This window comes from Roseovarius sp. S88 (genome assembly GCF_037023735.1).
Taxonomy (GTDB): Bacteria; Pseudomonadota; Alphaproteobacteria; order Rhodobacterales; family Rhodobacteraceae; genus Roseovarius; species Roseovarius phycicola.
Genome location: NZ_CP146069.1, coordinates 874,825 through 887,644, shown reverse-complemented (window position 1 = coordinate 887,644; position 12,820 = coordinate 874,825). Strand labels below are relative to the sequence as shown.

Sequence of the window (12,820 nt, the reverse complement as noted above, 5' to 3'; positions counted from 1 at the left end):
CAGGGGACATCACTCAACAAGTCATGCTGTAGTGCGACACGCAAATGTCATACCTGATCCCTGACATGTGGCATTCCCATCGTGTGCACGGACAGCTAAGAACATAGTAATGCGGCTTTTTCTTCTCACCACCCTCACGATGATGGCCTTCGCTGCCAACTCCATTCTGAATCGTATGGCCCTTGCCGGGGGCCATATTGACGCGGTGAGCTTCGGGACGATCCGGCTGGCCTCGGGTGCGCTTATGCTGGCCCTCTTATGCGTGCTCTTTCGCGGAGGCTTAAAGCTCGGAGGACCTGCGAGACTGGTGGGTGTCTTGGCCCTGCTGATCTACATGTACGGCTTTTCGAGTGCTTACACGTCGCTGGATGCGGGACTGGGCGCACTCATCCTGTTTGGCATGGTGCAGATCACCATGTTTGCGGCGGCCTGTCTGACCCATGAAGATATGCCGGCTCTGAAATGGATCGGCGCGGCGCTGGCGCTTGTGGGCTTGGCCTGGCTCATCTGGCCGGGACCGCAGGCTCAGGTGAGCCTTTTGCATGGCGGATTGATGGCGATTGCGGGCATCGGGTGGGGGTTCTATTCTCTCGCAGGACGCAAATCGCGTGACGCGCTGCAGGCAACGGCAGCGAATTTCGTTTTAGCCACGCCTTTTGGCATTCTGGCGCTTTGGGTTTTGCCCGCGCCAGCCGAGGCCGTGGAGATGAACAGCATCGGCATTGCACTGGCTATTCTGGCGGGCACAGTGACCTCTGGGCTGGGTTACGCGCTTTGGTACACGGTCCTGCCAAGCCTCGCCTCTTCTGTTGCGGCAGTGGCGCAACTGACCGTACCGGTTATTGCGCTTTTGGCGGGTGTCGTTTTGCTGGGCGAGGTCGTGACGCTTCGAATAGCGCTTGCCTCGGCTCTGATCCTCGGCGGTGTGGCTTTGTCAGTGCTGGCGAAAAGGCCGGGATGAGCGAGGTCAGCCTACAATTTTCTCCAAAGGGTCGTAGCCAAAGCCGCGGTTGAAGGCGACATCTGGCAAGCTGTCGGGTTTGAGCCGGATAAAGGCCAGGTCTTCTTTTGTAAAAAACCGACGTTCAGTGACCACGTTTTCAGGATCATTCCAATCCTGAGTTAACGTGCCCTCAATGATCTGGCAGCGAAAAAACAAGTCCACCTGATGGAACCCGCGTTTGGGGTCGTGAAATTCGTTGATAAGGCAGGGCGGACCAACCTTGATGCGCAAGCCCGTCTCCTCATGCACTTCGCGTGTCAGGTTATCGGGCAAGGACGCGCCCGGTTCTGCCCCACCACCCGGCGCGCACCATAGGTCGCTTTGCCCATCGGGATAGGCGTTAACCAGCAAAAGCCGTTCGTCGTGAACGATCACCGCGCGAGTGGCAAGGCGAATGGGCATAACGTTACGGCCTTTCGTTGGATTGAGGGCTGTTTATGCAGGGCAAAACCCCTTATCTCAAGGGTATGAAACGGATTTTGACCGCGCTTGCCCTGTTGCTGCCCGCGCCTGCATTTGCAGATTGCGTGGTGCTTTTGCACGGGTTGGCGCGGACGCAAGCCTCGCTCTTGATCATGGACGAGGCGTTGCAGGCCGAAGGGTATGTCACGAAAAGCCCGAGTTATGCATCGACCTCGGCAGAGATTACGCGGCTTGCGGATACAACCCTGCCCGATGCCGTGGCGGCCTGCAAGAAGGATCGTATTCACTTTGTCACACACTCCATGGGCGGCATTCTTCTGCGCTATTGGCTTGCGGAAAACCGGCCAGAGAAGATGGGACATGTGGTGATGCTGGCACCGCCGAACCAGGGGTCAGAAGTGGTGGATCAGTTGGGGGCGCTAGAGCTTTTTGAGTGGCTCAATGGCCCTGCGGGTCAGCAACTGGAAAGCGGGCCTGAGGGGTTTGTGGCCTCCCTTCCACCTGTCGATTTCTCACTTGGGGTGATTGCAGGAACGCAGTCCCTCAATCCATTTTTCTCAACCCTGATTGAAGGGGCCGATGATGGCAAAGTGAGCGTGGCTTCAACACGGGTTGAGGGTATGGCCGATCATATCGAGCTGCCCGTAAGCCACACTTTCATGATGAACAATGCCTATGTCATCGCGCAGGTTTCGGAGTTTCTACGAGAGGGTAAATTTGATCCTGATCTTGACCTGACCGATTTCCTTTGGGGCGACAAAGAATGAGCCTTGATCTGCGGCTGGTGGGGGCCGAGGTTCTGCATCCTGATGGCTTGGGTGATGCGCCGTTGCGCTTGGCCGGGGGGTTTTAAAGGAAGATACGCCTGGGCGAGAGGTGGAACTTTCCGGTTACATGATCCTGCCGGGGATTGTGGATGTGCATGGCGATGCTTTTGAAAAGCATCTGGCACCGCGCCGGGGGGCAATGAAGGACATCGATCAGGGATTGATTGCAGCGGAGGCCGAGATCGCCTCGAACGGGATAACAACCGCGACATTGGCGCAGTTCTATTCCTGGGAAGGCGGCATGCGGGGGGCAGAATTTGCCGCCTGTGTGTTTGAGGGTTTGCAGGTCATCCAAGCGCGGGTCGGGACCGATCTGCGGCCGCAGTTGCGGTTCGAGATCTCGATGGTGGAGGATTATGACACGGTGGTGGACTGGATCCAGCGCCACGACATCCCCTATCTGGTCTTCAACGATCATCTGCCGCATGATCTTCTGGCCAAGGGCAAGACACCGCCGGGGCATGTGGGCAAGTCGCTGCGCATCGGCAAGAACCCGGACCGGCATCTGGAAGACATCATGGCGCTGCATGCCGGGATGGACCGGGTGCCTGCCGCTCTGGATGCGCTGTGCGCGCGGCTGGTGGAGTTGCCGGTGCGATTGGGCAGTCATGATGATGCGACGGCTGAGGCGCGCGAGGTCTGGCATGCGCGCGGGGCACAGATTGCGGAGTTTCCCGAGACCCAAGTGGCCGCCGAGACGGCGCAGGCGCAGCGTGATCCTGTGATCTTGGGTGCACCCAACGTCGTGCGGGGCGGCTCGCACAAGGGCAATGCCAGCGCCTTGGAGCTGATCATGCTGGGGCTGTGTGATGCGCTAGCGTCGGACTATCACTACCCATCGCTGAAACGCGCGGCGTTTCTGATGGCGGATGGGGGTGTTATGGATTTGGGTGCCGCCTGGGGTTTGATTTCGACAGGACCGGCGCGGGTGTTGGGGTTGGAAGATCGGGGGGCGCTAAAGCCGGGGTTGCGGGCTGATCTTGTGGTTCTGGACCCACAGACGCGGGATGTTTGCGCGACGATATCTGCCGGGCGCGTGACCTATATGAAGGGCGATGTGGCGGGGCGGTTTGTGGGGTGAATGCCTAAAACCATAGAAATAGCCACAAAACTCTCTTGTCGATGTCACGCCCAGACAGTATGCACGCGTTTCTCGTAGCTTGTATGATGGAGGGTATCATGGCACATCGTATCAAACCCGAAGACCGCGCCTCCTTTCGAGGTCATTTCTAAACGTCGCAAGTCATTCCCGTCAGAAACGCGCGTGAAAACCGGCGTTCAAACGGTGCATGGGCGATGTGGAACTCCAGGAAAAACTCGGCCGGAATGATCCGTGCCCGTGCGGATCGGGCAAACGGTTCAGACGGTGCTGTCTAAGGACCGGCCGGTTTGATGGCAGCCAACGGGATGATTACTTTCCGTGAGCGCCGGTGAACCGGCGCTCACGGAACCCTAGGCGTTTTCTTAAAAAGAAACCGGGCCAAAATCTTTTGAAGATTTTGGCTCAGTTCGGGTGGATGATCCAGTTTACATGTCCCATCTTGCGGCCTGCCTTCACCTCGGCCTTGCCGTAGAGATGCACAGAAACGTTCGGGTCCCGCGCCAGCTCCGGCACTTTCTCCATGTCATCGCCAATCAAGTTCTCCATCACCACATCCGCATAACGACTGCCATCGCCCAGCGGCCATCCTGCCACGGCGCGGATGTGTTGTTCGAACTGATCGACACTGCAGCCCTGCTGCGTCCAATGGCCGGAATTGTGCACGCGCGGGGCAATTTCGTTAACGATGAGACCCTGCGGTGTGACGAAAAGCTCAACCCCCATGACGCCGACATAGTCGAGCGCGTTGAGGATTTGACCAGTAAGCAGGAAAGCATCGGTGCGCTGGGCTGTGCTTAGGATCGCAGGCACGGTGGTGGTGCGCAGGATGCCGCCCTCATGCACGTTTTCTCCGGGATCGAAACAGGCCACCTGCCCGTCTACGCCACGTGCGCCGATAACCGAGACCTCATGAGAGAAATCTATAAAGCCTTCAAGAATCGCAGGCGCACCGGACATGTCGCTGAGGGCGGCGTCGGCATAGGAGGCCTGCATGATCCGCGCCTGCCCCTTGCCGTCATAGCCAAAGCGCCGCGTTTTCAGGATGGCGGGTGTGCCGATCGTGTCAAGCGCGGCCTTCAAGTTGGCGGCATGCGGGATATCTGCGTAAGGCGCGGTTTTGAGGCCCAGATTGGTGAGAAAATCCTTTTCGGTCAGGCGATCCTGACTCACGCGCAGAGCTTCGCGGCCCGGACGAATGGGTTTGAGGCCATCCAGCACGTCAAGGGCGGATGTGGGGATGTTCTCAAACTCATAGGTGATGACATCCACCGCCTCGGCAAACTGGCGCAGGGCGTCCTCGTCCTCATAGGGCTTCTGAAAGTGATAGTTCGACACATGGCTTGCCGGGCAATCGCCGCCGGGCTCGAACACGCAGGTCTTGAAACCCAGACGAGAGGCCGCGACCGAGAGCATGCGGCCCAGTTGGCCGCCACCGAGTATTCCAATCACCGCGCCCTGCGGCAGCGGGTCAGTCATCTTGCGGGTCCTCTGGGATCGAGGCGGAGAGGGCCGCCCGCCAGTCATCAAGCCGTTTTGCAAGCGCTTCATCGCCCGTGGCGAGAATTCCCGCCGCCATAAGACCCGCATTGGCCGCCCCGGCCTCGCCAATGGCCATGGTGGCCACGGGGAAGCCCTTGGGCATTTGAACAATCGAATAGAGGCTGTCGACACCGGCAAGCGCTTTGGTCTGGACCGGAACGCCAACCACGGGAACGCGTGTTTTGGAGGCCATCATGCCAGGCAGATGCGCAGCGCCCCCTGCCCCGGCGATAATGACTTTCAAACCCCGGTCCGCAGCCGTTTTGCCATAGTCCCAAAGACGGTCCGGCGTACGGTGCGCCGAGACGATTTTGGTCTCATAGGCCACGCCCAATTCATCAAGAATATCAGCGGCATGTTTCATCGTGGCCCAGTCGGATTGACTGCCCATAATGATGCCCACATTCGGCTTGCCCATATCACACCCTCGTCTCAGGAAGCGCGCACTATACCGATCGCGCGGCGTTACGCAATGATGTCAGGTGTCAGCCGGTCCTCGATCCAGGTGATGCGGTCCTTGAGGCGCAGTTTCTGCTGTTTCAGGCGTTTGATAGTGAACCTGTCACCCGTGCCTTTGTCCTCAAGCGCCTTGATGGCTTCGTCCAAATCCCGGTGCTGGCGTTGGAATTCAGCCAATTCCACGCGCAAAACTTCGTCTGATTTCATGGACAGATCGTCGTAGACGTTCATTTTTGCCCGATTCCTCTTAAAATCGAGAGGTTGAGAATAACCCGTTTCCACAATTTCGCAAAGCACTTGCACATCATGGGCGTCACACCCATATTTTTAAGGTCAGTTGCCGCATCGGGACTGACGCAACGGACTGTCGCTTTTGTGGATAAGGACACGCCCATGACGAAGCTTACCCTGGGGTCGCACCCTTATATGCTTGGGTTTGAGCAGCTTGAGCAATTGCTGGAACGCAGCGCGAAATCCGGCAATGAAGGCTACCCGCCCTTCAATATCGAACAGACCTCGCAAACATCCTATCGCATTTCGCTGGCGGTCGCCGGATTTGCCGAGACTGATCTGGCGATCACGCTGGAGGATCGTCAGTTGGTCATTCGTGGCCGACAGCGCGACGACAGCGATGGACGCGTCTTTCTTCACCGTGGCATTGCCGCGCGCCAGTTTCAGCGCAGTTTCGTGCTCGCAGATGGCGTTGAGGTCGGGGACGCCATCATGGAAAACGGCCTGCTGCATGTGGATCTGACCCGTGCGCAGCCAGAGACCGTGGTGCAAAAGATTAATATTAAGAAAGGGTAAGAGCATGGATACGCAATATGATTTCGGAGCCGAGACAGACCGGGCCATCGTCTATGTCCGCGAAGTTAAGGTGAATGAGCTTCCGCGCGAGCTACAGGAACAGGTTGGCGACCTTGAGACGCTGTACGCTGTGCATAGTTCCGAAGGGGAGCGCCTCGCGCTGGTCAAGGACCGTGCGATGGCCTTTGTGTTGGCCCGTCAGAATGATCTTGAACCTGTGACGGTTCACTGACTTGCGCCTGCAGTGGCAGGGCGTGTTGGGTATTTTCAACAAGAACGAAGCGGATCGGGGTGGCCAAGTGAAGGTGGCGCTGGCATAGCTTGCGGCATTCCTGATTGCAAAGGCCCGTGCGCATGACCCGTATCATCTCGTCCCTTTCGGAGGTTTCAACCCCTTACAAAGCGCTTTTTGTCGATCTCTGGGGCTGTGTGCACAATGGCGTGACGGCGTTTCCCGAGGCTGTGGATGCTTTACGCGCCTATCGCGCCGACGGCGGGACAGTGGTTTTGGTCACGAATTCACCCAAGCCTCGTGCAGGTGTCGAGGCGCAACTTGGGCAGTTCAACGTTCCGCGCGATTGCTGGGACACGATTGCGACTTCTGGCGATAGCGCGCGCTCTGCCATGGCACGGGGAGCCGTGGGCCAAAAAGTCTGGTTCATGGGAGAATGGGCGCGCGATGAGGGATTTTTCCAGCCTATCAAGCTTATTGAAGATCCAGTTCGGGTTGATCTGGTTGATCTCAAAGAGGCCGAAGGGATTGTGTGCTGTGGACCGTTCGATCCGCTGGCCGATCCGGATGTGAACCGGGCTGACTTTCTCTATGCCAAGCAAAAAGGGCTCAAGCTTCTTTGCGCCAACCCCGACATTGTCGTGGATCGCGGCGAGGTTCGGGAATGGTGCGCGGGTGCTCTGGCGCGGCTCTATACCGAAATGGGGGGTGAGAGTCTCTATTTTGGCAAGCCGCATCCGCCGATCTACGATCTGGCGCGGCGCAGGCTGGCTGAGATTAATCGACTTGTGGATGATGCGCATATATTGGCGATCGGGGATGGAGCGATCACGGATATTCGCGGAGCCATGGGGGAAGATATCGATTCGCTCTTTATTTCAGGCGGGTTGGCGGCGGTTGAGACGAAAACCAAAGATGATCCGGAGCCAGAGGCGTTAACCACCTATTTGCAAAAAGAAAACATCTCTCCAAAATTTGCGATTGGACGGTTGCGGTAAGCAGAAAACACTTGATTTTCTGCGCCTGCAAAGTAATAAAGTTACATCTGTACGCTTAAAGACGTAGCGATTATTACTCGCGTACCCGTTTCTGGAGGATATCATGTTGGACAACATGCCCCGTGGCACGATCACAATCGAAGAAATTGAAATGGGCATGGTGCGCAGCCTGCAGAAGGTTGTGACCGACGAAGATATCCAGATGTTTGCCGAGGTCTCGACCGACTTCAACCCGGTGCATATGGATGATGATTACGCCCGCGATACGATTTTTGAGGGGCGTATTGCACATGGGATGCTGACCGCGGGATTGATCTCTGCCGTTATTGGCGAACAGCTTCCGGGGCATGGGACTGTTTACATGGGGCAGACCTTAAAATTTCTGGCCCCTGTGCGGCCCGGCGACATGGTCCTGGCTGAGGTTGAGGTGATCGATATCGACTATGCCAAGCGGCGTGTGCAATTGGCCACGCGGTGCCTGGTGGACGGCAAGAAAGTTTTGGTCGGCGAAGCAACGGTTTTGGCTCCCACCGGCAAGTTCGATTAAAGCGTTTCGCGATAAACCTGACGCGCAGAGTGTCGCGAAACGCAGCGAGACACTTGATCGCTGCACGCGTTTCGCCTTTTGCTGATGCCTCAGGTTAAACGCGAAACGTTTTAATTGCTGCGATACAGCACCGAAATTCTGCGTGCGCAAATCCACTAACCTATTGTGATTTCGACAATCATTTCGCTTCGGCGAAATCCTGCATAGCGGTCTGCAGGCTGTCACATTCTCGTCTATACTTTTGGCTATGCTCGTCGCACAGCCTAAAGCGTTTCGACTTTAACCTGAGACATCAGCAAAAGGCGAAACGCGTGCAGCGATCAAGTGTCGCGCTTCGTTTCGCGATCATCTGCGGGTTTGGTTGATCGCGTAACGCTTTAAGGGAGGAGATTGATCATGGATACCGTCCAGACCATTGAAGTTGCTCGTGCCCTGTTGAGTACACATGGAGGCCGGGCCGTGGCCGAAGCCGCGCGCAAAATGCGCGAAGCCAAGGCCGCTGGGCATATGCTGGATGCCGCGCATTGGGAGGCCATTCACAAGGCCATCGAAGAGCGCAGCGGGCTGAGCGTGCGCTACGCCTGACGATTGATCGGCGCAGGAAGGCCCCGCGCCGCAACTGAATTTGATCTCACTAAAGCGTTTCGCGTTTAACCTGAGACATCAGCGAAAAGCGAAACGCGTGCAACGATTGGGTGTCGCGCTGCGGTTCGCGATCATCTGTGACTCAGGTTTATCGCGAACCGCTTTAGAACTTACCGTTGTCATGCGGCATCTCGGACGGGATTTCCGAGACTGTGTCCCAATGTTCTACGATTTTGCCGTCCTCAAGCCGGAAAAGATCGAAAAACGCTGTTGGCGTGTCCCCCATTGCACCTTCTGACGCGGTGAATACAAAGTTGCCTTCGGCGACAACCAGATGGGTTTCGTCGTAGCGCATCGCCATGCCTGCTTCTGCCATGGCCTGCAAAGCCGCGCCCAACCCATCAAGCCCGTCGGCAACGTTTGGATTGTGCTGCAGATATCTATCAGTTGAGATGTAGTCGGTGATCTTCTCCGGCGCACCGCCTTGCAGAACGTTAGCAACAAAAGCTTCCACGATGGCCTTGTTCGCCGCAGTTTTGTCCAGATCAGTAATCGCGGTGATACCGTCCACCATGCTGCGGCCAGAAGGATTCGGTCCGCCCGGTACCTGCAAGTTGTCCCAATGCTCTGCGATCTTGCCATCCTCAACACGGAACACATCGAAGGCCACAAGGGTCTCAGCGCCAAACGCCTGTGCATTTTCGTAGGTGTTATGTAGAACAACCAAATCACCTTCTGAGATCACGCGATGGGTGGTTACAGTGATACCGCTTTCTTGCAGGGCCGGAATAAAACCTAGGATTGGGGCTGCGCCGGTCGGAACAGCAACATTGTGCTGAATGTAGTCCGGCGCAAGCAGTTCTGCGGCGGCGTCGGCATCGAACTGGGTGAAAATGGCGGTCATTGCGTTCAAGACGATTTCTCTGGCTGACATAAGTGTTCCTTTCGACTCAGATTGCGTTCATGAGCGCGAATAGGTATCAAAACAATACCAAGTATCAATTACGCACTTTAAGGGAACCAGGTATGGTTGAGGTAACTGCTTTGACGAAAGAAGAGGCCGAACATTGCCCTGTGCGCAGTGTTTTGACCCGCGTGACCGGCAAGTGGCAGATGCTCATTCTTTTGGCGTTGGAGGGGGATGAACTGCGGTTTGGCGCGCTGAAGCGCAAGATCGGGGATGTCACGCAACGCATGTTGACCGAGAACCTTCGCACACTGGAGCGCGATGGTCATTTGACGCGAACTGTGCATGCCGGGCCTCCTCTGGCCGTGAGCTATGCATTGACGCCCCAAGGGCTTTCGCTGGTGGGTGTTCTTAAACCATTGGTGTTTTGGGCGGCGGAGCATTTCGATGCAATCGATGCCAGCCGGGTCAAGGTGGATGCGGCAAAAGCCTAGCGCTTGCACAGGGCTGCGCATCTCGTTACCCCTGCCTCATGCGCGTTATCCGTGACTATACCTATGTTGATCCAGCTGATCGTGGCGCGTCTGTCGCGATTGGTAATTTTGATGGTGTGCATATCGGCCATCAAACGGTCATTGATCTGGCGCGTCAGGCCGGTGGGCCGCTTGGGATCATGACGTTTGAGCCGCATCCACGTGAATATTTCGCGCCAGATGCACCTCCCTTTCGACTGATGAGCCGGGAGGCGCGTGCCAATCGGTTGGAAAAGCTGGGGGTGGAACGGCTTTACGAGTTGAATTTCAACGCCGCTTTGGCAGGACTTACGCCGGATGAGTTTGCACGCAATGTGATTTCTGAAGGCCTGGGATTGACCCATGTGGTGGTGGGCGCTGATTTTTGCTTCGGCAAAGGGCGCGCAGGCAATGCATCCGATCTGGAACGGTTCGGGGCAGAGATGGGCTTTGGTGTGACCATCGCCGCCTTGTTGGAGGGCGATAACGGACAGGTCTCTTCAACAGCAATTCGCACCGCACTGACCAAAGGCCGACCCCGCGACGCCGCTGCGATGCTGGGACACTGGCACCGCATTGATGGGCCCGTGGTGGGCGGAGAGCAACGCGGACGTAAACTGGGTTATCCGACCGCGAACATGTCAATTGAGGGGCTTCATCCGCCAAAATTTGGCGTCTATGCCGTGTTGGTGGACGTGCTCGATGGCCCTCACAAGGGACATTATCAAGGTGCCGCCAGCCTTGGAGTACGGCCCATGTTCAATGGCGACGTGCCCAATATCGAAACCTATCTCTTTGATTTTTCCGGTGACCTCTACGGCGCCGAGCTGTCGGTTGCTTTGGTCGACTACCTGCGCCCGGAAGAGACCTTTGATGGGCTGGATGCCTTCATCGCTCAGATGGATGCCGATTGCGCCGAGGCGCGCAAGGTTCTGACCGCCCTATGACCGACCCCATCGACCGGTCCGGCCTGCGCCCGCGCTATTGGGAGACGACGCCGCTCAATCGGATGACAAGGGCCGAGTGGGAAGCGCTCTGTGATGGCTGCGGCAAATGTTGTCTCAACAAACTTGAGGATGAGGATAGCGGGGCTGTCGCCCTCACGCGTGTGGCGTGTCGGCTTTTTGACGATGCGACCTGTCGGTGCGGGCAATATGACATCCGGCATCAGTTCGTGCCGGAATGCATCACATTGTCGGTCAAGAATATCGAGCGCAACCTTTACTGGCTGCCCGAGACATGCGCGTACAAGCTCTTGTGGAACAAACAGCCGCTTTATGACTGGCATCCGCTGATCTCTGGAACACCGCAATCCGTGCATGACGCTGGCGTGTCGATGCAGCATCAGACGGTGGCGGAATTTGAAGTCGAGGAAGACGACTGGGAAGACTATCTTATTGAGGAGCCCACCTGATGCGATTGGCATCTGACAATACTGGCCCTGCCCTGCCGCAAGTGATGGAGGCGCTGACGCGCGCCAACGAAGGGCATATCGCGCCCTATGGCGAGGATGAGTTGACCGAAGCTGCGCGCCATAAGGTACGCGAGGTTTTTGAGGCTCCTGATGCGGCGGTGCAATTCGTGGCAACCGGGACAGCGGCGAATGCGCTTGCTCTGGCGTGTTTCACGCAACCCTGGCAGACGATTTTTTGCACGCCACTAGCGCATATTCAGATCGATGAGTGCCACGCGCCAGAGTTTTACACAGGCGGGGCGCGGCTGACTCTGGTGGGTGAGAAAGACAAGATGACGCCAGCACATCTGGAGGCGGCGATTGCCGCCTTGCCCAAAGGGGATGTGCATGCCTCGCAGGCCGGGCCTGTGTCACTGACCCAAGTGACGGAGCTGGGACAGCTTTACACACTGGATGAGTTGCGCGCGCTGAGCGATGTGGCCCATGAGGCTGGTCTCAAAGTTCATCTGGACGGGGCGCGCTTTGCCAATGCCTGTATAGCCTTGGGATGCAGTGCCGCCGAGATGAGCCACAAAGCGGGCATTGACGCGGTGTCTTTTGGGGCCAGCAAGAACGGCTGTCTGGGTGTTGAGGCCGTGGTGATCTTTGATCCCGAAAAGAACTGGGAACTGGAGTTGCGGCGCAAGCGCGGGGGACATTTGTTTTCAAAGAACCGGTATCTGGCGGCCCAAATGCTGGGATATCTCGAAAATGATGCGTGGCGGGAGGCGGCGACACAGGCCAATGCAAACGCGGCGCGTTTGGTCGCTGGTCTGCGCGATGTTGAGGGATGCGACTTCACCGCCGAGCCGCAAGCCAACATGATCTTTGCCCGCCTGCCCCGCGCCGCGCATCAGCGCCTGCACGCGGGCGGCGCAATCTATGGCCTGTTTGAAAGGCCCCTGGAGACGGGCCACCCAGATGAGCCGCTTTTGATGCGGTGCGTGTGTGACTGGTCGATTTCTGAGGCGCAAATCGATCAGTTCATCGCTCTGGCCAAGGGCTAAGTACCCGGCGGCGCCAAGGCTCGTGTAATCAACACACCCACTGTGGCGGCCGTGCCAGTCAGGAATGTGCCCCAGACAAGATCGGTCATCACCATGCGCCAGGTCCAGCCTTTGATCGTTGCCAGGTTTGTAAACTCATAAGTCCCATAGGCCATCGCCCCCAAAAGCGCAGCCGATCCAAAAACCCAGATTAGAGAGTGCCCGTTCTGGAGCGCAGGCCAGCTTACAAACCACAGCAAAACGGCGATGTAAAAGGCATAAAACATCAAGGCTGGACCAATCAATATGCTATCGCGCAGCACCGGGCCTACGTCTTTTTCAAAAACAGGCTTCACGACATAACTTAGGCCGAAGTAATCCAGCCCAAGAAACACAATGAATGTTGCGCCATAGAGAATGGCCAGTGTCATGAAATGGCT

Annotated in this window: 19 protein-coding genes; 13 read left to right on the top strand and 6 right to left on the bottom strand. The window is 57.1% G+C overall.

Annotation, left to right across the window (positions count from 1 at the left end; all coding sequences use genetic code 11):
- The first annotated feature begins 109 nt into the window (after positions 1 to 109).
- Positions 110 to 961, top strand: a complete 852-nt coding sequence (locus tag RZ517_RS04540; protein WP_338550277.1) for a DMT family transporter — start codon at positions 110 to 112, stop codon at positions 959 to 961.
- 6 nt (positions 962 to 967) lie between these two features.
- Here the strand turns inward: RZ517_RS04540 and RZ517_RS04535 are convergent, their stop codons facing one another.
- The gene (locus RZ517_RS04535) at positions 968 to 1,405 is read right to left on the bottom strand and encodes an NUDIX hydrolase (protein WP_338550276.1); all 438 of its coding nucleotides are present in this window, start codon (positions 1,403 to 1,405) and stop codon (positions 968 to 970) included.
- Positions 1,406 to 1,440: 35 nt separating this feature from the next.
- On the opposite strand from RZ517_RS04535, the gene RZ517_RS04530 reads away from it, so the two are divergent.
- The 3 genes from RZ517_RS04530 (at position 1,441) to RZ517_RS18370 (ending at position 3,677) form a co-directional block, all read left to right on the top strand.
- Positions 1,441 to 2,193: an esterase/lipase family protein gene (locus RZ517_RS04530; RefSeq protein WP_422395561.1), complete on the top strand. Its 753-nt coding sequence runs from the start codon at positions 1,441 to 1,443 to the stop codon at positions 2,191 to 2,193.
- 109 nt (positions 2,194 to 2,302) lie between these two features.
- A complete protein-coding gene (locus tag RZ517_RS04525; RefSeq protein WP_338550275.1) occupies positions 2,303 to 3,334 on the top strand; it encodes an alpha-D-ribose 1-methylphosphonate 5-triphosphate diphosphatase in 1,032 nt (343 codons plus the stop codon).
- A 208-nt stretch (positions 3,335 to 3,542) separates the two neighbouring features.
- Positions 3,543 to 3,677, top strand: a complete 135-nt coding sequence (locus RZ517_RS18370) for an SEC-C metal-binding domain-containing protein (RefSeq protein WP_422395560.1) — start codon at positions 3,543 to 3,545, stop codon at positions 3,675 to 3,677.
- Between the two features lie 80 nt (positions 3,678 to 3,757).
- Here the strand turns inward: RZ517_RS18370 and RZ517_RS04520 are convergent, their stop codons facing one another.
- Genes RZ517_RS04520 through RZ517_RS04510 form a run of 3 tightly spaced genes read right to left on the bottom strand, consistent with a single transcriptional unit; the run spans position 3,758 to position 5,584 of the window.
- Entirely contained in the window at positions 3,758 to 4,831 is a 1,074-nt protein-coding gene (locus RZ517_RS04520; protein WP_338550274.1) for a 5-(carboxyamino)imidazole ribonucleotide synthase, read from the bottom strand.
- Positions 4,824 to 5,312 carry a 5-(carboxyamino)imidazole ribonucleotide mutase gene (gene purE / locus RZ517_RS04515; protein WP_338550273.1) on the bottom strand — a complete coding sequence of 163 codons (489 nt, stop codon included), beginning with the start codon at positions 5,310 to 5,312 and terminating at the stop codon, positions 4,824 to 4,826. The genes RZ517_RS04520 and purE overlap by 8 nt, the downstream gene beginning before the upstream one ends.
- A 47-nt stretch (positions 5,313 to 5,359) precedes the next feature.
- Positions 5,360 to 5,584: a YdcH family protein gene (locus RZ517_RS04510; RefSeq protein WP_317055811.1), complete on the bottom strand. Its 225-nt coding sequence runs from the start codon at positions 5,582 to 5,584 to the stop codon at positions 5,360 to 5,362.
- A 162-nt stretch (positions 5,585 to 5,746) separates the two neighbouring features.
- Here RZ517_RS04510 and RZ517_RS04505 point away from each other — a divergent pair, with 162 nt between their 5' ends.
- The 5 genes from RZ517_RS04505 (at position 5,747) to RZ517_RS04485 (ending at position 8,522) form a co-directional block, all read left to right on the top strand.
- On the top strand, positions 5,747 to 6,160 hold the full coding sequence (locus tag RZ517_RS04505; RefSeq protein WP_317055812.1) for an Hsp20 family protein: 414 nt from the start codon (positions 5,747 to 5,749) through the stop codon (positions 6,158 to 6,160).
- A 4-nt stretch (positions 6,161 to 6,164) separates the two neighbouring features.
- Positions 6,165 to 6,392 carry a DUF1150 family protein gene (locus RZ517_RS04500; protein WP_317055813.1) on the top strand — a complete coding sequence of 76 codons (228 nt, stop codon included), beginning with the start codon at positions 6,165 to 6,167 and terminating at the stop codon, positions 6,390 to 6,392.
- Positions 6,393 to 6,514: 122 nt separating this feature from the next.
- Positions 6,515 to 7,390 (top strand): TIGR01459 family HAD-type hydrolase, encoded by an 876-nt coding sequence (locus RZ517_RS04495; protein WP_338550271.1) that lies wholly within the window; start codon positions 6,515 to 6,517, stop codon positions 7,388 to 7,390.
- A gap of 103 nt (positions 7,391 to 7,493) precedes the next feature.
- Positions 7,494 to 7,937, top strand: a complete 444-nt coding sequence (locus RZ517_RS04490; protein ID WP_317055815.1) for a MaoC family dehydratase — start codon at positions 7,494 to 7,496, stop codon at positions 7,935 to 7,937.
- A 396-nt stretch (positions 7,938 to 8,333) separates the two neighbouring features.
- Positions 8,334 to 8,522, top strand: a complete 189-nt coding sequence (locus RZ517_RS04485; protein ID WP_317055816.1) for a hypothetical protein — start codon at positions 8,334 to 8,336, stop codon at positions 8,520 to 8,522.
- 163 nt (positions 8,523 to 8,685) lie between these two features.
- Here RZ517_RS04485 and RZ517_RS04480 read toward each other — a convergent pair whose 3' ends face one another.
- Complete coding sequence (locus tag RZ517_RS04480) at positions 8,686 to 9,456, bottom strand: nuclear transport factor 2 family protein (protein WP_338550270.1); 771 nt, start codon at positions 9,454 to 9,456, stop codon at positions 8,686 to 8,688.
- Positions 9,457 to 9,548: 92 nt separating this feature from the next.
- On the opposite strand from RZ517_RS04480, the gene RZ517_RS04475 reads away from it, so the two are divergent.
- The 4 genes from RZ517_RS04475 to RZ517_RS04460 are packed head-to-tail and all read left to right on the top strand — an operon-like array spanning position 9,549 to position 12,401.
- On the top strand, positions 9,549 to 9,923 hold the full coding sequence (locus tag RZ517_RS04475) for a winged helix-turn-helix transcriptional regulator (RefSeq protein WP_338550269.1): 375 nt from the start codon (positions 9,549 to 9,551) through the stop codon (positions 9,921 to 9,923).
- A gap of 38 nt (positions 9,924 to 9,961) precedes the next feature.
- Complete coding sequence (locus RZ517_RS04470; protein WP_338550268.1) at positions 9,962 to 10,888, top strand: bifunctional riboflavin kinase/FAD synthetase; 927 nt, start codon at positions 9,962 to 9,964, stop codon at positions 10,886 to 10,888.
- Positions 10,885 to 11,355: a YcgN family cysteine cluster protein gene (locus RZ517_RS04465; protein ID WP_338550267.1), complete on the top strand. Its 471-nt coding sequence runs from the start codon at positions 10,885 to 10,887 to the stop codon at positions 11,353 to 11,355. Before RZ517_RS04470 ends, RZ517_RS04465 begins: the two co-directional genes overlap by 4 nt.
- Positions 11,355 to 12,401, top strand: coding sequence for a threonine aldolase family protein (locus tag RZ517_RS04460; protein ID WP_338550266.1), 1,047 nt, complete (start codon positions 11,355 to 11,357; stop codon positions 12,399 to 12,401). The genes RZ517_RS04465 and RZ517_RS04460 overlap by 1 nt, the downstream gene beginning before the upstream one ends.
- Here the strand turns inward: RZ517_RS04460 and RZ517_RS04455 are convergent.
- Positions 12,398 to 12,811 (bottom strand): DUF2177 family protein, encoded by a 414-nt coding sequence (locus tag RZ517_RS04455; RefSeq protein WP_338550265.1) that lies wholly within the window; start codon positions 12,809 to 12,811, stop codon positions 12,398 to 12,400. The genes RZ517_RS04460 and RZ517_RS04455 overlap by 4 nt on opposite strands.
- Positions 12,812 to 12,820: the final 9 nt, after the last annotated feature.